The following is a 22,345-nucleotide window of genomic DNA, read 5'->3' as shown; positions in this document are numbered from 1 at the left end:
TTGAAAAATATTCAAATATGTCCAAATGTTAAAAAAAGATAGAAAAAATAATACAATTTAAAATGATATTTATACAAACATCAATTTATCATAAAAAGGATTATAAATGACAAACCCAGGGACATTATTTGTTGGGATTATGACCAACACCGGGTTGTGAGGTGCGATAATTAGTACTATCGTCATCACTATGTTAGGTTTCATTTTGTTTCGTACTAAGGTTCTAAATAATGAATCTTCTGGTGCAATTCAAAAAGTTATTATTAATGTTATTATTCCATTTCTATCATTCTATTCATTTTTAAAAAATGCCGATAAAGCGGATTTAAAAACATTTGGTATAGTGTTCGGGATGAGTGCAATTTATTATGTACTTCTAACCTCAATAGCAATTTTATGGGTTAAATATTTGCCAAAAGCCGTGCCAAAAAGTGTTATTGCACGAGCTCAAAAAGATTATGATGAATGACAAACTCATGTTGAGTTTTCACAAAGACAAATATTCAACCGTGAAGTTTATTTTGAAAGCCTTCAAAAGAAACACTTGGTTACTTGATTAATGTGTATTTATGGTTCAAATATTTTATTTGCAACACCAATCGTTTTAGGTGTCTATCCTAATGGGATTGAACTAGGTTCATTAAGTATTTGAAACGTTTTATACTATATTGGTGGTTTCGGACTTTCATTTTCATTACTATCAGGAGTAAAATTTACAAAACAAGAGTTCAAATTTACTATGAAAAAAGCAGTATTAAATCCTGCTTTTATCACTGTTATTGTGGCTATAGTACTTTGAGCAACTCAATATATTCCAGGTGCTGGTTCAACTGTTAGTGAACTAAAATCTGAACAAACAATTCAAGTAAAATATGGAATCGATTTACAAACAAAAGAACCTTTATTAGAAGCGATAAGTGTTAAATATAAGGGAACTTTTGGACCAAACTTTTCAGTCTTATATGGAAGAGACCTCGAACATATCGTAACTAATTCACATGGTGTAGTTACTCATTCATACATTAAAGAATGATTTACATATGACAAGCTAGTAGGCGCCTATGCGCCTTATGCTTCTGGTCCAACTGGATGATTTGATTGAAGTGTAACAATGCCATATTTTGCTAAACCAATTACCATATTGGCCGGCTTGATTTCACCATTAATTTGAATCGTAATTGGTACAAGCTTAGCCAAAACAAACATTAAACAAATGTTCTCAAAAGGAAGAAACTGACTATTTCTAATTTACAAAGCCGGTTTAATTCCACTATTCATTTTATGTTTAGTAATGCCATTTGTTAAAGCTAAATTATTATCGCCTTCTGTTGGTGCCGTTCTAGTTATGACCGGAGCAGTTCCTCCAGGAACTACAGTTGTTATTTATTCGCAACACTTCAAAGTTCATGAAGACTATACTTCGCAAGTAAGTTCATTGGCAACAATGTTGAGTTTTATCTTCATTCCGCTATGACTTGTCGTCGGTGTAGTAACACTTAATGTTATATAAAACTTATTTCAGCGAAGAAATTTTTATAGAATTTAAAAAAACACATTCCTAAAAATAAAAAGGAATGTGTTTTTATTTAGAAAAATAACAACTACTAATTTAAATTATTGTAAGTTAAAGGTTTTAATGTCTATGTTTATAAAGACCCTTTATTATTTAAATAATATAATTGAAAAAAAATAACTCTTAGGTAAATTTAGATATTAAAAAAACTGTTATATAAATAACAGTTACAAAATTTTAATGATTTAAAATCACTTTTTTAAATTTCTATTTTTTTAGGATTACTTTTTAACGAAATAGCTGATCCAATAATACCTAAAATTGGTCCTATAAAAACTACACTTACAACCAATAAAATACCTGGTACAAGTTGCTCATTATTTTTTGTGACTAACAATTTAATTCCTAATATTAGACTAACAATTGAAGTTGCCAAATTTAATGACCAAATCAAGAATAAAAATATGATTGCTACTGTTGAAAATGAACCTATTATATTTCTAAAACTATAACTATAATTATCTTGATTTGTATCAGGTGTTGTTATTGCAAGTATTATAGACGAAATAAGAATACCTAACTTTATTGGGAATGTAATTAAACTAATTGTGTTTAAAGTTAGAGAGGCAATAGAAAGTCTCTTAAACATTTTTCTCCTTAAATTTATATATATAAAATTTTAAATGATAATTAACGTTTTTTTGCTTAAATTGTTTAAATAAAATAATAAACAAATTTTAAACATAAATTTTTAGTTTATATATTCAGATTTGCTAAAAATAAATATTGAGCATTTATTTTAAAATAAGTTTCTAAACTGCAGAATTGTTTAATCTTAAGTAAAAATTCATAATTAAATTTATAATTATTAATGATTTTATGAAAGGACAAAAATGAAATTAATTCAAGTTGAAGCACATGGATTTAAATCGTTTGCCGATAAGGTAACTTTAAAATTTGATGGTGGCGTTGTTGCTATTATAGGACCTAACGGTTCCGGTAAGTCAAATATTAACGATGCTATTCGTTGAGTTTTAGGAGAAACCAGTTCTAAAGTATTGCGTGGAGACAATATGGAGGACGTTATTTTCGCTGGTTCTAAGACTGAAAAAGAAATGAACCGCGCCGAAGTTATTTTAACTTTTGATAACCGCGATAGAGCTTGTGATATCCCTCATGATTTCTTTACTATTTCTCGTGTTTTACACCGGGGAAAGGGAAGCAATGAATACTACATCAATGGCGAAATAGCAAGACAAAGAGACATTAAAGAAATAGCAATGCAAAGTGGTATTTCTAAATCAAGTTTGGCAATTATCGGGCAAGGAACAATTTCTGATATTGCTGAAGCAACCCCAGAAAGACGTCGTGAAATTTTCGAAGAAGCTAGCGGAACCTCAATGTATCGTGTTAGAAAAATCGAAACACAAAGAAAATTAGAAAGAACTCAAGAAGCATTAGAACAAATTAGAGTTTTAGTTGAAGAATTAGAACGCCAATTAAAACCTTTACAAAGACAAGCTGAAAAAGCCAAAATTTATAATCAAAAAGCAGCTCAATTAAGAGAAGTTGAAGTTTCATTATTAGTTCATGATTTTCTTGAATGTTCAGAAAGACTTGATGTCTTGCAAAGAGAAGCAAGGGAATATGAAGTTTTAAGAGAAGATTTTGAAAATAGGCTTCGTACTTATAATGAAGTTATTAAACAAAAAACTGCAATTATTGAAGATTTAGACAATAACATTAACTCAATTTCAGCAGAATTAGATACTGTAAACAAAGACATTGCTGGCTTAGAAATCAGAAATGCTCGTGAAGCTAAACATCGTGAGATGTTAATTAATGGTGAATTAGTTGCTACCCCGAAAGAACAAGCCGATGCAATTAAGCAAGAGCTAAATAGTTTAAGTACAAAAATTCTAGGTTTTAAAGAATTCTCGAGAAATAAAGAAAAAGAAATTAATGAATTACAAAAAAGTGTCGCTGAAAAATCAGCAAAAATCAATACTTATAGACGTGAATTGAGTCTTGAACAAGATAAATTAAATAAAATTAAAACTAAGTTAGATTTAATTGAAGATATTAAGACCAATAAATCGTCTGTTTCTAAAGGTGTAAAAAACATTACTGAAAACTCACATTTATTTAGGGGCTATAAAGGTCTTGTTAGTGAAATTATTAGCGTCGAAAATAAATTTGCTATAGCAATCGAAACTGTATTAGCTAATGCTATTCAACACATTGTTGTGGATAATTCAGATACGGCGGTTAAAGCTATTAATTTCTTAAAAGATAATCACGGTGGTAAAGCAACATTTATTCCGTTGGCTTCTATTAAGCCTAAAATGATTCATGAACAACACATTGTTGTTGCACAAACTCAAAAAGGTTTCTTAGGCGTGGCTTCAGAAATTGTTGATGCAGCACGTGAATTTGATGTTCTTAAAAAATTCTTATTAGGAAATATTTTAATTTGTGACACAATTGAAAATGCTAACAAATTAGCTAATCTATTAGAAAGAAGATATACAGTTGTAACACTTGAAGGCGACATTATTCGCGCAGGCGGAGTTATGTCTGGGGGACAAGTTTCACAACACGTTTCTACATTCGGAGCTACTGAACAAGTTAAAGAATTAGAAGCGCTTATTCCAAAACTAGAAGACAATATTGCTAAATTAAATGAAGCAATTGCTTTATTGCAACATGAACAACAAAAAGAAGCTAACTTGTTAACCAACTACACTTTAGAAAAAACTAAAGTCGACAAAGATTTAGAAGAAGATTCTAAAAAATTTGATGAATTAAGAGTTAAATATGAAAGCGTTGCGCAAGAAGCAGAATTCGAAGCTCAGATCGTCGATATTACAGCCGAAATTCAAAAATTAATTTTAAAGAAAAGCGACTTAAGCGCACTAAAATTATCACAAACTGAATTATGTTCAGCCGCCAAAAAAGAAGTTTCTAATTTAAACATTACAAAATCAGAAGTCAATGCAGAATTAACAAAATTATTAAAAGATAATGCTGAAAAAGTTTCTGAAAAGAGTCGTGCGGAATCGACAATTCAATTTGCAAAACAAAGACTTTCAGAACAATATGGAATGTTATTTGAAACAGCTAAGGAATTATATAATCCTGAAATTGATTTCGAAGTAGCTAGAAAATTAGTTAACAGCTTGAAATTAGATATTCGTGAACTTGGTCACGTTAACTTAGATTCTATTAGCCAACTTGAAGAAGTTGAAAAGAGATATAACGAAGTTAAAGAACAAGAAGAAGATATTGTCAAAACCAAATCAACAATTGAAGAAGCTATTGATGAAATGGATAAAATCATTGTTGAAAGAATCACTCAAACAGTTGACTTGGTAAATGCTGAATTCAAACATGTATTTGCTAAAATGTTTGGTGGTGGTATGGCCGAAATTAGATATACCGATCCAGATAATATTCTTGAATCAGGAATTGATGTTATTGCCCAACCTCCTGGTAAATCAGTTAAGAATTTAAAACTATTCTCGGGCGGAGAAAAAGCATTAATTGCAATTTCATTATTGTTCTCAATTTTAAAAGCTAAACCTTTACCATTATGTATCTTAGATGAAGTAGAAGCGGCGCTTGACGAAGCTAATGTTATTCGTTTTGCTGAGTTTTTACAAAGTCTAAAACAAGATACTCAATTTATCGTTATTACTCACCGTCAAGGAACAATGGAAAGAGTTGATAAACTTTACGGAGCAACAATGCAAAAACGTGGAGTTACAACATTTTTCAGTGTTAACTTGGCTGATGCTAAAAAACTTGTTGATGAAAAAGGTAATGCTAAAAATGAATAATGATTATTAAAGGAGAGATGTATCTCTCTTTTAATTTATTCACAGAAAAACTACCAAGGGTTAATATTGATTTCATGATATAATTAGATAGAATTAAGTCACGCTTATCACAAAATAATAAAAAAATAATTACGGAGGTCCGCGATGTACGGGTTAGTTTTTTATTTGAATAAAGAAGTGCTCAAAAAAGCATACGGTGAAGAAAAAAACCATAAGCAAGCCTATGAAGATGTCAGAGACATTTTAAGACACTACGGTTTTCACTGATTATCAAATAGTTTTTATTTTTCAAGATCAATTAATAATTTATTACAAATGTTTAAAGCAATTGAACATTTAAAAAGCATTGACTGATTTGTAAATTCATTGGTAAGTTTACACGTTTTTAAAATGGAAGACTTGTCAAACTTTACTGAATATATGACAGCAAGCGAAAATGCTTTATCAGATGATGAAGAATAAAATAAACTACTATTAATTAAAAATAAAGTTGCCCTCGAAGGCAACTTTTTTAAATAAAAATTCCGGCCTAAATGACCAGAAAATAATTATTGATTTGTAATTGTATATAGTAGTTTTGGATTTGCTTCTAAAGCTTGTTTTAACGCGTTTAAAACATCATTGTTTCCATCAACTGTAATAGCAACTTTAGTTGTACCTTCAGGCGCCCCAACATATTGGAATGCGTTAGGAGAGAATTCAACTAAGTTTTGGCCTATAGTTAATTGGGTGAAGTTATTTTGTGCTAAAGCTCCATCTAATACTTTAGAAACATGACTTAAGTTAATTTCGCTTAATTTATTATTTGCTAAAACACCTTGGCTGATAATTTTTAAATTTGTTGCATTTGATAAATCGAATGATGTTATTAAGTTTTGGCTAAATGCGCCTCTGCCTAATTCAGTTAAACTTGCAGGGATAGTAACTTGTTCAATTGAGTTTTGTGCGAAAGCTTCTTCACCAATTGATTCAATAGTATCTGGGAATATTATTGATTTTAAACTTCCTAATCCTTGAAATGCCCCTGGGCCGATCTTGGTTAATTTTTTAGGTAAAATAACTTTTTCAATATTGATAGATTTAACTTCAATTCTAACACCGTTGTTATCTTTATCTCATGTAATTAAACCATCAACAACGTTACCATATTTGTTGTTAGCTGCATTACTTTCATCTTTGTGGTATGCAAAGTTTCTAATTGATTGATATGAAAATGCACCTTGCGGGATTTCAGTAATATCTGCCTCTGATAAGTCTAGAGTTTTTGTTGAGCTTGCATAATATTTAGCCCCTTGTTCACCAGAAATATATTGAATTGAGAATGTATTAGGTTTTTCACCACCACATGACACTGCTGCAATACCAAAAACTGCTGGAGTTAAAACAGTTAAGCTTGATAATAAAAATAGTTTAGATTTTTTCATGTTTATTATTTTACCACAAACTTGCCCAACGGGGCTTATATATAAATTACATTTACATATAAACGGCAACTAAATTTAAAATATTGTAAAATTCATATATGGAAAATTTTAAACTAGTTTCAAAATATCAACCAGCGGGCGATCAACCACAAGCGATTGCTGAACTCGTTGAAGGCTTAAAAGAAAACAAACCTCATCAAGTACTTCTAGGGGTTACTGGTTCTGGTAAAACATTTACCATTGCCAATGTGATTAAAGAAATCAATCGTCCTGCGCTGGTTATTAGTCATAATAAAACTTTAGCATCTCAACTTTATAGCGAATTAAAAGAATTATTTCCTGAAAATAGAGTCGAGTATTTTGTGTCATATTTTGATTATTATCGTCCTGAAGCTTATATTCCTAAAGCAGATTTATATATTGAAAAAACAAGCAAAACAAATAAAGAAATTGAAGCCATGAGAATGTCGTCGATCAATGCTTTATCAATACGTCATGACACAATCGTAGTTGCTTCAGTTGCCGCAATTTATGGGGAATTTAATCCTACTGAATATCGTAAAAATTTCTTCCCTTTAGAAACGGGCATGAAAATTAAACAAAAAGATTTATTGATTAAATTAGTGCAAATGGGATATGAAAGACTAATGGGAGAAATTGACCGTGGGCAGTTTTATGTGAAAGGGGACACGATTGAGGTTTGCCCTGGATATAACTTAGAATACAACATTCGTATTGAACTTTTTGATGATGAAATAGAAAGAATTGCTTTAATTGACCCACTAACAAAAGATTTAGTTGAAGTTAAGAAAACATTAACGATTTTCCCTGCTACGACTTATACAGTAAACCATAACGAGGTCAAACAAATTTGCGATGCTATCAAGATCGAAATGGAAGATCAAGTTCAATTTTTCAAAAATAATGAAAAATATATCGAAGCACAAAGAATTAAAGACAGAACCTTGAATGATATTGATTCAATTTCTGAATTTGGTTATGTTAATGGGATGGAAAATTATGCCCGTTATGTCGATGGGCGTGAACCAGGGCAAAGACCTTATACACTATTTGATTATTTACCGGAAGACACAGTTGTTTTTGTTGACGAAAGCCATCTAATGATTCCACAACTCAACGGAATGTATAACGGAGATAGAGCACGGAAAACTACGCTTGTTGATTTTGGTTTTAGATTGCCTTCAGCGCTAGATAATCGACCTTTGAAATTCGAAGAATATGAAGAATTTAATTTTCCGAGAATTTATATGTCAGCAACTCCCGGGGATTATGAATTAAATAAAACAGAGGGTGAAATTATTACTCAATATATTCGTCCTACAGGATTACTTGATCCAATTATTGAAATAAGACCAAAAGTTGGTCAAATTCAAGATATTTATGACCGTATTAAAGACCAAATTAAACGTAACGAAAGAACATTGATTTTAACAACAACCAAAAAGAACGCCGAAGAGTTGTCGTTATATTTACAAGAACATAAAATAAAGAGTGCTTATATTCATGACAGATTTAAAATTTTTGAAAGAAATGAGATTCTTAAGGGTCTAAGAATGGGCAAGTTTGATGTTGTTATTGGTATTAATTTGCTAAGAGAAGGGATTGATTTACCTGAGGTTAGTTTAATTTGTGTATTAAATGCCGATTCGGCAGGATTAATGCGTGATGAGCGCAGTTTAATTCAAATTGTTGGTAGAGCGGCGCGTAACGACCACGGTAAAGTTATATTTTATGCTGATGAAATCACAAGCAGTATGCAAAAAGCTATTGATGATAATAAACTAAAAAGAGCTATTCAACAAAAATACAACGAAGAACACAACATTATTCCTAAAACCATTATTAAACCAATTGCACCGCCAATTCAAGGTAGCATATTATATGATGAATTAAGCATTGAAAAAGAACGCTCAAAAATGATTCACAATAAAAAATTCATTGAAAAAATGATTAAAAAAATGAAAGACTTGGCAAAAGAGAAAAAATTCGAAGATGCTATTGAAATTCGTGATTATCTAATTGAGCTAGGAGTTGAATTAGATTAAGGAGAAATATGAAAGAAAATCATAAAAAAGAAATTTTTCCATTTGTAAAATGAGTTGGCGGGAAAAGACAATTACTGAATGAAATAATTGAAATGGCTCCTAAAGAATTCAACAGATATTTTGAACCTTTTCTTGGCGGCGGAGCAGTGTTATTTTCATTGCAACCTCAAAAAGCTTTTGTTAATGATATAAATTCACAATTAATATTTACTTATGAAACAATCAAAAATAATGCTAATGAATTGATTGAATTATTAAAAAAATATGATGCTGAATTAACTAATAAAGATAAATATTTATATTATCGTGACAAATATAATAGCAAAGTAAAAAACCATGAATTTGATATTGAACTTGCAGCATTATTTATATATCTAAATAAAAGATGTTTTAATGGGTTATACAGAGTTAATTCTGAAGGATTATTCAATGTTCCATATAACAATAAAACAACTGTTAAATCATTTGATGAAGATAACATAAAATTAATTGAAAAATTTTTAAAACACGTTACTATAAAAAATGTAGATTTTGAAAAATCATTATCAAATACACGAGCAAAAGATTTTATTTTTATCGATAGCCCTTATGCACCTTTGAATGAAAGTTCTTTCGAATCATATACTAAAGATGGTTTTAGTAAAAAGGATCATATTAGATTGGCAAAAGTTTTCAAAAAATTATCTAAAAAAGGCTGCTATGTAATGCTCACAAATAGTGATACGGACTTTATCAAAAATTTATATAAAGATTTTAATATCAAAGTAATAAAGGCTAAAAGATTAATTAACAGAGATGCCGATAAAAGATTTGCAAATGAAGTAATTATTACTAATTATTAAAAGGATAAAAAAATGGATTTTGAAAAACAAATAAAAATTTTTAGTGAAACTTTATTAAAAACTAATAGAAATTACGAGTTTTATGTAGATTGAAGCAAAATAGATGAAGTAAAAAATAAAGTATCGAATTACACGCCTTGGATGCTCTTATTAAGTGTGATAATTTTAGAGAAAAATTTATAGAACTATTGCGTAAAGTTCCTAGTGTAATAACAACATTTCCTCTCCTTTTTGCACTATCAAAAAAAGAACGTCAAGAGATTGAAAGTATTCATAAAGACTTTGATGTAATTGATATTAAAACAAAAGAGTTATTATCATACAAATTTTGATTAGATAAAAGCAACTTAACAGATTTGGAAATAGAAAAATATTATGAGTTTTTTCTAAAAGTCGGTTTAAAAAACCTGTTTGATAATTTTTTAGAAAAAAGCACAATTGACTATGTAACGGGAATTTTGGTTGGACTTGATAGCAACGGCAGGAAAAACCGGAGCGGGTTCATTTTTGAATTAATGTGTCAAAACGTACTTTTAAAACTTCAAAAAGAACTTGATTTTAAACTTTATAGCCAAATTAAACTAAGCAAAATAGATGAAATTAAAGATTATATAGATGAAGATTTTTCTAATAAACGAATGGATTTTGTAATAATCAAGAAAAACAAGGTTATTGATATTGAATGCAATTTTTTCAATGATGCTGGTTCAAAACCTGAAGAAATAATCGAAAGCTACATTAACCGAAAAAATGAATTAGCTAAAAAGGGCATTGACTTCATTTTAATAACCGACGGCAAAAATTGCTGAAAAGATGAAGAAAAGACACAACTCCATAAGGCATTTAAATATCTAAATATTTTAAATATGTATATGGCCGAAAATGGATATTTAGAAAAGAAAATAAAAGAAATTTTAAGTGATTAAACAGCTAAAAAGCTGTTTTTTATATGCCTTAGTAAAAAATAGCAAATAATGAAACATATCTTTTTGGTAAGAATAAATATACAAAATAAATTGAAGTTGTGTAATTGTTTAAATTTAAAAATTTTTTATTATTAATTATAGGTATAAAATTAAATATTATAATTTTTGACAAAGGCTGTAAATATGACCGAGACAAAGAAAATTGAAAAAGAGAAAACACAAAAAAAAATAAGTTTCACATCAGCTATTTTAATGGTTATGGGAAGTTCAATCGGTGCTGGGATATTTTTCAAAAGTGATCAAGTACTAGAATATTCACATGCAAGTTTGATATTAGCAATTTTTGCATGAGTTTTAGGCTTTGTCGCAGTTGTTGTGATGGGACTTTCATTAGTTGAAATTTCATCGGTTAAAAACGATAATTTAAGTTTCGTAGGATGATGTAAGGCATTCAATAGTAAAACTATTTATAAAGCGGCGCGGAATTTCAATTCTTATTTATGCTTTCCATTGATTTTCTTTGTTATTCCGTTATATGTTGTATTAAGCTTGCAAGACGGAATATCAGGAATTATTAATAAACCTGCTACTTTTGGAACTGGGGTTGACTGAATAATATGAGTAGTCATCTCTTTAACAATTACTTTGTATTTTATTTTGACATCTGGAATTAATACCAAATTTGGAGCTAAACAAAATTTATTTATTTTATCAATTAAATTTATTCCATTAGTGTTCATCGTTATTATGGGATTTGTTTTAGTTGGGATGAACGCTTCTGGCGTTAAAAGTGTAAGTTTAACAATTAAAGAAAATACTGATACTACACTTGCTAATGGTTTTGAATTATTCCAAATGCCTAAGTTTGGAGCATTCATCGGAGTATTCTTAGCTATTGCTGCTATATTTTTTGCATATGATGGATTTTTCACAACCTGTGGTATTCAAAGTGATATGAAAGAACCTAAGAAAACACCACTTGCGATTTTATTAGGTTTAGTGTTTACAACAATCATTTATTTATTTATTGCAATTTTGTTCTCAATCAATGGGGGAACAATCCTTTCGATGCAAAAATATAGTGAAAATATTATGAATCCAAGAACGTCGCAAATTATTTTTGGAGTATTGAATATTTTGATTGCTATTGGAGTAATGGGAATTATAAATGGTTTTGCAATGTGGGCTCCTAAATATTATGAAGAATTAATGTTTAATGGTGAACTTCCATTATGAAAAAAAGCAATTAAAAAATATCGTAATAATTATTCAATAATCGGAGTTGCTTATACACTTTTATTTTCAGTACCTTTTATATTAATATTCAGTGTTGTAGGTGCGCTGGGATACATTGAAACACCAAACACTTTAACTGATATTTATAAAAAAACATCAGAGATGAATAAGCTATATAATTTTTCAAATGTTATGGCAAACTGAATGGCATTGTTAACATTTACCTTTATTGCGCTCCCAATTTTGGGCGGCATAATTAATAGAAAAACGCAAAAAGTTTTAGTTCCTAAAAAATATAGTTATTTCTTGCCAAGCGCTTGAATTTGTTGCATCATAACCTTTTTAGCATTAACTGCCTTGATTGTATCACCATTTGTTAATTTAATTGCTTTGGCATTTGTTGAAAAAGCCAAAATGACAAGTTCAATGATTGTATCAAGAGTTGTTACTGTGGTAATTTTGTTGGCGTTTATTGCAGTATCATTCTTACCAATTCCATTTGAAAATAAAAACATTATAAAAAAATATGGAAACGAAGAAAATTATCAAAAATTTGTAAAAGAATATATTCAAAAACAAAATATTATGATTAAAAAAATTTAGATAAAAAAATAAATGCCCCAAAAGAACAAAAAGGCATTTTATTTTTTTATTTATAAATTGAATATTTAAAGTAATAATTTGTACGGTCCTCAAGTTTGTCAATGTCAATCATAATTGAACGCGCCTTATTTCTTTTGTCTAAAACAGGTTTGTAATTAGTTACATTTCTCTTGTTATCTTGTTGACGTTTGTAGTATTTTTCACCATCATTTGGATTTAGTTCAGTCGCTTGATTTAATATACCTTGAACTTCACCTTCATCGATTTCATTATTATGATTTCTATCAATTCATAAATTGATATTTAATCTATTATTTTTTGCCAATGTGTCTAACTCTGAAGTTGCGATTGAATCTGAGAAATATGAAACATATTTATAATCGGCGTCTTTTGGCATTGGATATAAATTTTCAACATATCAAGGTTTGCTTTTATTTTCCATAGTTTCAAAAGGCTGATTTCACGTTTTTTTAGCTAAAAATTGATAATCACTAGCATGTAACTCAACTTTGTAATTATTTGTATAATCTTCATCGTCCCCAATCAACATGGCAACTTTATACTTGAATAAATTATCAGGAGTTAAATCGGTATTTTTAAATGTCAAATAACCACCTAAATTAATATTTGGATCTTCGCCTGTGTCAAGCGTTAAATCACCTCAATTTCAGTTGTTATATCCCATATAACTAATTGCTTGGCCATATCCCATTAAATCAACATATGCCGCAAATAATTGAGCTAATTTTTTATTATCTTTTATTTGGGCAAACGGCCTTTTCTTATAAATATTGGTAAATTCTTTTAAATGCGGATCAAATACTCAATTGGTTGCATAAATTCTAAATGAATCACGATAACGTGTGTTTATCCCGGACATTTTTAAAATATCTTCACCAATTGCGCTTAAATAAACTGAGTTATCATAGCTCGGTAAATTGAAATATAAATAGTTTTTGAAAATATCTTTTTTACTATACAAATAAGGGTTACTTGTAAATGACATTTTCAATAGTTCACGAGGGAATAGTTCTTCGATACTGTATGAATATTTAATTCGATCTAGTTTAACTTTTTCAGGAAAGGTAATTTGGTTATATATTGAGTTATTGAATGACATATTATATTTTTCAATAGCTAAATATTCATCATATTCTTCTTTAGTTAATGGCATGTTTGCTAATCTAAATAAGTCGTAGCTTGTGTATTTTGAGAAAATTGGTTTTTCGCTATTAGATGGATAAAATGAGGATGCTAATGCCAAGCCATCATTGTCTTTTTTTAGATAAAAATTAGGAAGTTTGAAATTTAAAGCATCGGTAAAATCATCAATAAATTTTTTATTAACTGCTTTTTTAATATTGCCTCTGTTTTTATCAATAAAAGAAGTATCGGCGTAATTATCAGTTAAAGAAGGGTTATCATATGAAGCGTCGATGTGGTGTGTATATTCATGGACCAGCACACCTAAAATGTATTCAACTCTTTGCAATAAATTAGTTGATTGTACTTGTTCACCTAATTTCGAAACAACATTATCAATATTTAAATATATGCTAGCTGAGTTTGGCGAATATAGTCCATTAACACTACTTCAAGTTGATTGATTAGAAAAACGTTTGTTAATGTAAACAGATTTCAAATTATTAATCTCTGGGCCATAAACGGCACGTTTTTTGAACATCTCATTAAGTAATGCTCGACCATCTTCACCCAAATAGTAAAGCAGCGTGCCATCATCTGCTTTTCCATATGGATATTCAATAATTGACAAGTCTCCGTATTTGAAATTTTTATTAAGTATTTCTTGGTTTTGTTCGGGGTCATATATCATTTTTGCATTCGTTGTTTTCGCTTCTAAGTCAACGTTGGGGCGGTTGACAAATTTAAATGATTCAAATGCATTCCGAAAAACAAAAACTACACCAATAATGATGCCTCCAAGTAATGTAAGAATTCCGAAAATGATTAATAATATCGCTCAAAGTGGAAATCTTCTGTTGGTTGGTTTTCTAAAAATATTGTTTTGATTGTTATCTTCCATATCGCCCTCGCTGTTGTCAAAATTATAACATTTTTAAATGTTTGAAATATTAACATCTATAATTGTATTAACTATGTTAAGAATTATAGCTGGAAAGTATCGTTCTAGAATTTTAGAACAACCAAGAAGAGAAATAACAAGACCAACGATAGATAGAGCTCGAGAAGCTATTTTTTCATCAATTCAATTTGATATTGAAGGACGTGAATTTTTAGATTTATTTTCAGGAAGCGGGGCATTTTGTTTAGAAGCTTTATCGCGGGGTGCCAAACACGCGACTTGCATTGATAAAAGTCGTGAAGCGTATGAAATTATTTTAAAAAATAGATCAACATTAGGAGAAAAAAATCTTGATGTTTTCAATTTGGATGCATTGAAATTTTTAAGTATGGCTAAGGCAAATTCATATGATTTTATTTACTTAGATCCACCATTTATTGAAAAAGAATTATTAATTGAGTGTCTAAATAAAATTGTTGATAAAGCATTATTAAAATCAGAAGGCATCGCAATAATCGAAACTGATTGAGCTGATTTTACATATGAGTATCAAAATTATCGTGTAATAAAAACCAAAAAATATGGTAAAATTTACATCTACTACGTACAAAAGAATTTTTAATCAGTTTATTTAACAAATAATTAATTTAGAAAGGAGAAAATATGAGTAAAAAACTAATTATTTTCGCTGGCCCAAGTGGTGTTGGTAAAGGAACCGTTGAAAAGCCATTGTTTGACGATAAAAGTTTAAAACTTAAATTATCTGTTTCTATGACTACTAGAAAACCTAGAGAAGGCGAAGTTGATGGTGTACACTATTATTTCGTATCTAAACAAACATTTGACGCTTGTTTGGCTGATAACCGTTTAATTGAATATTCATTACACTTTGATAATTATTATGGAACTTTATATTCAGAAATTACCCGTATTTGTGAACAAGGTAAAATTCCATTTCTAGAAATTGAAACCAATGGAGCAAAACAAATCATTGACTTTTATACTAAACAAGGTAAACAAGATGAAATTTGTTCAATTTTCTTAATGCCACCTTCATTTAAAGAACTTGAAAAAAGAATTGAAGGCAGAAAAACTGAAAGCGAAGAATTAATCGCCAAAAGATTAAGTAAAGCTCAAGAAGAAATTGGATATTCAACTTTATTCCAATATGTTGTTATTAATAATGATGTAGAAAAAACTGCTAACGAAATTAAAGAAATAATCAAAAAAGAATTCAGCGAAGTTTTAAATGCCGAAGAAGAAGTTAGTGAAGGAAGAAAGGCTTAATTTATCCATGAATTTTTGCATTAAATCTGATATAGGAAATTTTAGAAAAGAGAATCAAGACCGTGCGGGAATAATAAGCAAAGGTAATTGAACTCTAGCAATGTTATGCGATGGTATGGGCGGGCATTTTGGAGGCTCAAAATGTGCCCAAATAACCGTCGATACTTTGAAACAATATTTTGAGCAAAGTTTCCCTGAGGAAATGCAAGATTTGGATAGATCAAATATAAATAAATGATTCAATAATGCATTAAGCTTTATTAAAAAAGCTTTAGTTAATTGCACTGAAAAAGAACCAATATATCGTGATATGGGGACAACATTAACTGCTGCCCTCGTTTTTAATTTAACTAAGAGCGTGTATATTTTTAATATTGGCGATTCAAGAACATATATTTACAATGGGTTATTGCATTTAGTAACTCGTGACCAAAACTTTTTACACCAATTAATTAATATTCATAATTGAAAGCCAGAAGAAGCTAGAAAACACCCTGATGCCAATAAATTAGTAAGCTGCTTAGGGCCTAATAAAACAATGCAATCAGACGGATTTTTTATTAAAGGTCAAGCCAGTGTTAAATATATTTTATTAACATCAGACGGGGTGCATGATTTTATTGAAAAGCCACAAATTGAGTTGATTTTACAAAATAGAAAAATGACTTTGGAAGAAAAATGTGATAAGTTAATTACAATAGCAAAAAAGAATTTATCAAGAGATAATTTAACGGTAGAACTAGTGGAGCTATAAATGGAAAATAACGACTTTAAAGAACTAAAAAGATTTTCAAATCTACAAAAGCACTTTGACTCTTTTGAAAGAATTGGTAGCGGCGGGTATGGTTATGTATATTCGGGCATTTTTAAAAAAAGAGGAAAAAGGTATGCAATAAAAATTCTTAATTATAAAGATGATGAACGAAGAAAGGCTGACCGCTATCGTTTTGAAAATGAAATTGCAATATTAACAAAAATTAAACACCGCAATATAGTTAAAATATTAGGCTCTTATTCAAGCGATGCGGAGTCATATTATGCAATGGAATTAATTCAAGGAAATTCCTTAAAATCAATTATTGCCAAAAATAAAAAGTTAAACCCTGAAGATGTTGTTAACTATGCTAAGGAAATTTGCGATGGCTTAATAGCCGTTCACGCTGCTAATATTGTTCACAGGGATTTAAAACCAAGCAATATTCTAATAACCAATGATACAAACACAGTTAAATTAATTGACTTTGGTATATCGCTATCTGAAACTAGTTTGCGTGTTACAGAAGACAATAAGGCAGTCGGTTCTGTTCAATATATAGCGCCAGAAATATTGACAAGAAGCGCTCCTCCATCTGCGCAAACAGACATTTATGCGTTAGGAATTATTATGTATGAAATGCTTACAGGAAATGTTCCATTTAGTGGTTCAAATCATTCCGAAATAATGCTGGGTCATATTAATGCTGAGTTACCGCCAATTCCAGATGTGAATGTAACTATACCGCAACCCTTGGAAAATATAATTATAAAATGTACGGCAAAAGAGCCTTCACGTCGTTATGTCAGTGCCACCGAATTATACAAAGACCTCGAAACTTGTCTTGATCCAAGAAGAGCTGGCGAGAAAAAACTCACGTTAGATGATAAGAAAAATAAATCAAAAAACAAAAACATTTTTCAAAATAAAGCTTTTACAATATCATTTTTTAGTGTTGGTGCACTTTTAATAGCTATTGCAGTTGTTTTACTGGTATTATTATTAAAAGGAGTATTGTAATAAAAAGATGGAAGAAGGAAAGATTGTAAAGTCAATTGCCGGCTTTTATGATATAAAAAGTTTTAAAGACCATCAAATATATCGTGTCCGCGGTAGTGGCAAATTAAGATTATTAGACATGAAGCCGATTGTTGGCGATAATGTAGAATTTGAAAAGGGCGAATTAATACATAGAATTTTAGGAAGAAAAAACTTCTTTATTCGGCCTAAGATAGCGAATGTTGACCAGGCAATTGTGGTAATGTCATTAGTAGAACCTGAATTCAGTTCACTTTTAGTAGATAAATTTTTGATTATTATTGAAAATAAAGACGTGAAGCCGATTATAGTTTTAACTAAAAAAGACTTAACATCTGAGTCTAAAATTAATTTTTATAAAGAACAAGGCTATGATGTATTTGAAATTAACTATGAAACAAATCAAGGCTTCGATGGATTGAAAGAAATTTTTAAACACAAAACCAGTTTTTTTGTTGGCCAGACGGGTGTTGGCAAAACTACACTTATAAATTATTTAGCAAATACAAATTTTGAAACACAAGCAATTTCAAAAGCATTAAATCGCGGTAAACATACAACCCGAGAAGTAAGTTTAATTGATTTCAATGGCGGCGAAATTATTGATACACCAGGATTTTCTTCAATTGAATTTGACTTAACTATTAATGAATTGCCAACGGCTTTTAAAGCCTTTCGCGAAGCTTCGGTATTTTGTAAATATAGAAGTTGCAAACACTATATGGAATCAGAAGAAGATTGTGAAGTAAAAAAACGCGTAAAGTTGCGAATTATTAAAGAAGAACGATATTCAAATTACATTAGTTTTTTAAAAAGATTAATCGACGAACCAACGAAATATTAAAAAAACAAAAAGGAGAAAAATGAAAAAAATTAGCCCATCAATTTTGGATGTTCCTAAAGAAAAACTTACTGAATATGTTACGCAATTAATTACTTGAGGTGTTAATAATGTTCACTACGACGTTATGGATCATATTTTCGTGCCTAATTCAGCATTAACATTTGAAGAAATTAAAAAAATTCACGTCCAGTGTCCTGCACATATAATGGATATTCATTTAATGGTAAAAGATATTTTTAAATATTATGAAATGTATAAAAATATAGGAAATATTTTGACATTTCATTACGAAGCAATGTCACAAAATGAATTAACGGAATTAATAGCTAGGGCTAAAAGCGATGGAGTTAAGTTGGGCATTGCCTTGAAACCAAACACACCAGTCGAAGAAATAGCGCCTTATTTAAAACATTTAGATTTAGTTTTGATTATGAGTGTTGAACCTGGTTTTGGTGGTCAAAAGTTTCTTGATATTAGCTACGATAAAGTTAAAGAACTAAAACGTCTAATCTCAAAAGAAAACACTAATACAATTATTCAAATTGATGGCGGTGTTAAACAAGAAAATATTAGATATTGTTTCGATTCGGGTGTTGATTTAGCAGTGGTTGGTTCATATTTGGTAAAAAATTTCTCGCTTGAAACAATTGAGAATTTATTAAAAAATTAAAAAGGATAAAAAAATGAAAAAGATAAAGAAATTAAATATTGCAAACTTAGTTTTTTCAGCAATGTATTTTGTAACGGCTTTAATATTTTTAATAGTAATTTTACAACAAGTTTTTAAAGCTCCAAGACAAGGTTATGAATCACAGGATGCAATAGGGGGCGTTGTTTTATACTCAGTAACATATGTATCTGCAATGGCTGTATTGTCAATATTTGGAATAACTACAACAATTTTAAGCGTTGTAACAGGAATTTTATTAACAAAACATTCAAAATATAAAACTTGAGGAAATGCTTTAAGCGTTTTTGGAATTTTACAATTTGCGCTTATAACATTGATTATAAATATTGTTATATTAGTTAAATTAAACAATGAAAAAGAAGAAAAACCTTTAATGACATTAGATCAAAAAAATAACAACACTTCTTATTTTATTTAAGTAATATAAAATTAAAAAGAGCAAAACTATTAAATATATAAAACACTCTGCGCAAGAGTGTTTTTATAATACTAATTAATTATTTTTTTTGTTTTATTAATAAATTTAAGATTTAATTAGCAATATCATACAAACATTTGCACAATTGTTTTAAGTGCATTTTTATTTTTAAATATAAGGTAAAATAATATATATTTAAAGGAGAAAAAATGTTTGCTTTCAAACCAAAAATATTTTTTAGTGACTTGGATGGTACTTTTTTAGATAATCCAAAAGCCAAAAATGAAAAAGAAAAAGTTTCGCATGAAAACATTGAGGCGGCACGAGCTTTAAACGATGCCGGTATTCCGTTTATTTTAGCCACAGGACGTTCTAATTCAGATTTTGTTTTGTGATTAACAAATGAAATTCATGCGCCTTATGCAATCTGTCAAAATGGCGGAATTATTGTCGATAAAAATAATAATGTATTAAAAAAAGAAGAAATGCGAAAAGATACAGTAATGAGGGTAGTTGACGTTCTTAAAAAAGAACGAATGTGTTTTATTTTTAACAGTAGTAATAAAATATATGGCCCTAGCGGAAAAATGAAAATTATGCGTAATTGAATTAAAAAATTAGAACGCTATAATTACGATAATATGCCTCAGTTTTCTGATTCGACCAAAATACTAACTTTTGGAAAATTAATGAGAAAAAATATCATAAAAGTAAAGGACGAGCTTAAAGCTAACTTCATTAATTTGGCATTTCATATCGTATCTCGTGGTTACGCAATAGAAATTAATGATATTAACGCAACCAAAGGGAAGGCCGAACAATTTATTTGCAAAATTATGAATATTGATCCATCATTTGCGGTACATTTTGGAGATTCTGGAAATGATACAACAACAATTCCATATATCGGTGCATTTATCGCAATGAAAAATTCTCAAAAAAATATTAAAAAACAAGCCGCTTTGGTTACATATGGATTTAAAAAATCGGGTGTAGCAAAAGCACTAAAACAATTTAAAAATACAATATAAGAATAAAAATCGTAAAAAATACCTTGTTTGTTAACAAGTTAGTAAAAAAAAGTGATTATTGTCATTATAATATAATAGTAAAATATCATTCAGATTAAGTATTTTCATCTGAATCTAACGTTTATTACGTTACGTCGAATTAAAATAAATTAGGAGAAAAATGAATAAAAAACAAGCTTTAAAAATTAGTCTAATTACAGTTGGAGCTTTGGCTGTACCAGTATTATTAGGAGCTGGTGCTGGTATAGGTTTTGCTACCAGAACAACCGCATCAAATATAATTGACAAATTTAATGATGAAGTTGCCGAAAAATATGCATTAAATTTTGACCAAATTAAAAATGAAACAGTGAAAACAAATTTCAGCAATTCAGTTGCAGAGGTTTCAAAAAACGTTACAACAAAATTTAATGAAACTTTAACTTCACTTGAAAAACAATTTGAACCAGTTTTAGGCAAAAACGCAACAACATATTTTGTTAAATATACTTCAGAAGTTATGCAAAAAATGAACTCAGTTGTGACTGATATTTTATCAAACACATTAAATAATTACTTGAAAGGTACAACTGTATCTGATGGTTTAGCTACTATGAAGGAATATTTAAGTGGTGAATTTTTAAATTCATTTGTAAAAGGCGATGAAAAAGAAGACAATGGACTAGTTGGAACAATTACAACTTATGCAAACAAAATTAAACCATTCGTAAAACTTTCTGTTGAAAATGCCTTAAAAAACAATGAAAAAACTGCAGAATTAAAAAATATTGATGAATATGTTGACGCTATTGTAAATTATCTATATGGAGAAAAAGGTGGTTTTGCTACACTAGTAAGTTCATTAAAATCATTTGACTTTACCACAGAATTAACTTCAGGATATAATGCAGCATACACAAAATTAGAAGAAATGGTGTCAGCATTATTTAGCGGAGCTGTTGCTGCTGCTGAAGGTGTAGAATTGGCTGAAACCGAAACAAATATTAAAAAAGAAGATGTTTTAAAAGCATTAGAACCATTTGCTACATCAATTAAAACACAAATGAAAGCAACATTTGACTTATTTAAAAACACTTTATTAAGCCTTGTTGCAACTTTAAATACTTTAAACTCAAATTAATTTAAAGTAAAAATAGAGCTTTCAAAATTAGATATACTCTATCATTAAATTAAAATATAAACAACCTTTACATATGTTGTTTATATTTTTTTATTGTTTTAAGCTTGAATTAATTTGATATTTTGTCACCAAAAATTAAGCGAAGAATTTTTTAGCATTGTTTTTTAGTCAAATAAAACGCTATATAGTGTAATTTAAGTGTCATTATTTTATTATTATTCATACTTTAAGGTATTTTTTTATTAAAATTTTAAGTAAGGAATAAAATGAAAAATAATAAAAAAATATTACCAATCTCAGCAGTTTTGGGTGTAATATCTATTGCTTCAATAGGTGCTTCTTGTGAAATAATGGATCAACAATTGGAGAAAAATACTGAATTAAAATTAAATTCGATGATGAATAACATTGAATTAAAAGTTAAATCAAACATTAACAAAGCGGCTGTTTTACCATCAAAAATAAAATATAAAGACTTTTTAAATACTTCCCCTGAAAAAGGAGTTTATTTTAGATTTAAAAACTTGGAATCGAACGATATTGAAGGAAATTTAACTGTTAGTTATTTATTGGAAACAAAAAATCAAAAAACAAAAAATGATATCAATCGAAAATATTTGCTAAAAAAATTACTGGTTTTAAAAAAATACAAAATTTTTTAGATGAAAG

General features: G+C 29.1%; 20 protein-coding genes. 17 read left to right on the top strand and 3 right to left on the bottom strand.

What is annotated here, in order from left to right; all coding sequences use genetic code 4:
* Positions 1 to 106 precede the first annotated feature (106 nt).
* Positions 107 to 1,510, top strand: coding sequence for an AEC family transporter (locus FJR74_RS07130; RefSeq protein ID WP_140914591.1), 1,404 nt, complete (start codon positions 107 to 109; stop codon positions 1,508 to 1,510).
* Positions 1,511 to 1,772: 262 nt separating this feature from the next.
* Here the strand turns inward: FJR74_RS07130 and FJR74_RS00490 are convergent, their stop codons facing one another.
* Positions 1,773 to 2,162: a hypothetical protein gene (locus tag FJR74_RS00490; protein WP_140914590.1), complete on the bottom strand. Its 390-nt coding sequence runs from the start codon at positions 2,160 to 2,162 to the stop codon at positions 1,773 to 1,775.
* Positions 2,163 to 2,406: 244 nt separating this feature from the next.
* Between FJR74_RS00490 and FJR74_RS00485 the strand changes: the two genes are divergently transcribed.
* Both FJR74_RS00485 and FJR74_RS07125 read left to right on the top strand, forming a co-directional pair.
* Positions 2,407 to 5,352, top strand: coding sequence for an SMC hinge domain-related protein (locus FJR74_RS00485; protein WP_140914589.1), 2,946 nt, complete (start codon positions 2,407 to 2,409; stop codon positions 5,350 to 5,352).
* A 144-nt stretch (positions 5,353 to 5,496) separates the two neighbouring features.
* The gene (locus FJR74_RS07125; RefSeq protein ID WP_140914588.1) at positions 5,497 to 5,814 is read left to right on the top strand and encodes a virulence protein; all 318 of its coding nucleotides are present in this window, start codon (positions 5,497 to 5,499) and stop codon (positions 5,812 to 5,814) included.
* 86 nt (positions 5,815 to 5,900) lie between these two features.
* Here the strand turns inward: FJR74_RS07125 and FJR74_RS07120 are convergent, their stop codons facing one another.
* Positions 5,901 to 6,776, bottom strand: coding sequence for a leucine-rich repeat domain-containing protein (locus tag FJR74_RS07120; RefSeq protein ID WP_140914587.1), 876 nt, complete (start codon positions 6,774 to 6,776; stop codon positions 5,901 to 5,903).
* A 98-nt stretch (positions 6,777 to 6,874) separates the two neighbouring features.
* On the opposite strand from FJR74_RS07120, the gene uvrB reads away from it, so the two are divergent.
* The 4 genes from uvrB to FJR74_RS07115 all read left to right on the top strand — a co-directional run bounded on the left by uvrB (position 6,875) and on the right by FJR74_RS07115 (position 12,449).
* Complete coding sequence (uvrB, locus tag FJR74_RS00470) at positions 6,875 to 8,842, top strand: excinuclease ABC subunit UvrB (RefSeq protein ID WP_140914586.1); 1,968 nt, start codon at positions 6,875 to 6,877, stop codon at positions 8,840 to 8,842.
* Between the two features lie 8 nt (positions 8,843 to 8,850).
* Positions 8,851 to 9,684: a DNA adenine methylase gene (locus FJR74_RS00465; RefSeq protein WP_140914585.1), complete on the top strand. Its 834-nt coding sequence runs from the start codon at positions 8,851 to 8,853 to the stop codon at positions 9,682 to 9,684.
* A 122-nt stretch (positions 9,685 to 9,806) separates the two neighbouring features.
* Positions 9,807 to 10,610, top strand: a complete 804-nt coding sequence (locus FJR74_RS00460) for a DpnII family type II restriction endonuclease (RefSeq protein ID WP_306766857.1) — start codon at positions 9,807 to 9,809, stop codon at positions 10,608 to 10,610.
* A 183-nt stretch (positions 10,611 to 10,793) separates the two neighbouring features.
* Complete coding sequence (locus FJR74_RS07115) at positions 10,794 to 12,449, top strand: APC family permease (protein WP_140914583.1); 1,656 nt, start codon at positions 10,794 to 10,796, stop codon at positions 12,447 to 12,449.
* 46 nt (positions 12,450 to 12,495) lie between these two features.
* Here the strand turns inward: FJR74_RS07115 and FJR74_RS07110 are convergent, their stop codons facing one another.
* The gene (locus FJR74_RS07110; RefSeq protein ID WP_140914582.1) at positions 12,496 to 14,493 is read right to left on the bottom strand and encodes an MYPU_1760 family metalloprotease; all 1,998 of its coding nucleotides are present in this window, start codon (positions 14,491 to 14,493) and stop codon (positions 12,496 to 12,498) included.
* 73 nt (positions 14,494 to 14,566) lie between these two features.
* On the opposite strand from FJR74_RS07110, the gene rsmD reads away from it, so the two are divergent.
* The 10 genes from rsmD (at position 14,567) to FJR74_RS00400 (ending at position 22,338) form a co-directional block, all read left to right on the top strand.
* Positions 14,567 to 15,115, top strand: a complete 549-nt coding sequence (rsmD, locus tag FJR74_RS00445; protein ID WP_140914581.1) for a 16S rRNA (guanine(966)-N(2))-methyltransferase RsmD — start codon at positions 14,567 to 14,569, stop codon at positions 15,113 to 15,115.
* A 41-nt stretch (positions 15,116 to 15,156) separates the two neighbouring features.
* The gene (gene gmk / locus FJR74_RS00440) at positions 15,157 to 15,780 is read left to right on the top strand and encodes a guanylate kinase (protein ID WP_140914580.1); all 624 of its coding nucleotides are present in this window, start codon (positions 15,157 to 15,159) and stop codon (positions 15,778 to 15,780) included.
* Between the two features lie 7 nt (positions 15,781 to 15,787).
* Entirely contained in the window at positions 15,788 to 16,534 is a 747-nt protein-coding gene (locus FJR74_RS07105) for a PP2C family protein-serine/threonine phosphatase (protein WP_140914579.1), read from the top strand.
* Complete coding sequence (locus FJR74_RS00430; protein WP_140914578.1) at positions 16,535 to 17,554, top strand: serine/threonine protein kinase; 1,020 nt, start codon at positions 16,535 to 16,537, stop codon at positions 17,552 to 17,554. It abuts the gene before it with no gap.
* Between the two features lie 7 nt (positions 17,555 to 17,561).
* Positions 17,562 to 18,416, top strand: a complete 855-nt coding sequence (gene rsgA / locus FJR74_RS00425) for a ribosome small subunit-dependent GTPase A (protein ID WP_140914577.1) — start codon at positions 17,562 to 17,564, stop codon at positions 18,414 to 18,416.
* Between the two features lie 19 nt (positions 18,417 to 18,435).
* Positions 18,436 to 19,086, top strand: a complete 651-nt coding sequence (locus tag FJR74_RS00420; RefSeq protein WP_140914576.1) for a ribulose-phosphate 3-epimerase — start codon at positions 18,436 to 18,438, stop codon at positions 19,084 to 19,086.
* 13 nt (positions 19,087 to 19,099) lie between these two features.
* On the top strand, positions 19,100 to 19,525 hold the full coding sequence (locus FJR74_RS07100) for a hypothetical protein (protein ID WP_140914575.1): 426 nt from the start codon (positions 19,100 to 19,102) through the stop codon (positions 19,523 to 19,525).
* Positions 19,526 to 19,734: 209 nt separating this feature from the next.
* Positions 19,735 to 20,556, top strand: coding sequence for a Cof-type HAD-IIB family hydrolase (locus FJR74_RS00410; RefSeq protein ID WP_140914574.1), 822 nt, complete (start codon positions 19,735 to 19,737; stop codon positions 20,554 to 20,556).
* 160 nt (positions 20,557 to 20,716) lie between these two features.
* Positions 20,717 to 21,676 carry a hypothetical protein gene (locus tag FJR74_RS00405; RefSeq protein WP_140914573.1) on the top strand — a complete coding sequence of 320 codons (960 nt, stop codon included), beginning with the start codon at positions 20,717 to 20,719 and terminating at the stop codon, positions 21,674 to 21,676.
* A gap of 266 nt (positions 21,677 to 21,942) precedes the next feature.
* Entirely contained in the window at positions 21,943 to 22,338 is a 396-nt protein-coding gene (locus tag FJR74_RS00400; RefSeq protein ID WP_140914572.1) for a lipoprotein 17-related variable surface protein, read from the top strand.
* Positions 22,339 to 22,345 lie beyond the last annotated feature (7 nt).

Source organism: Metamycoplasma neophronis (assembly GCF_006491995.1).
Lineage (GTDB): Bacteria > Bacillota_I > Bacilli_A > Mycoplasmatales > Metamycoplasmataceae > Metamycoplasma > Metamycoplasma neophronis.
The sequence above is the reverse complement of the archived record's forward strand: the minus strand, read 5'-3'. Positions and strand labels throughout refer to the sequence as shown.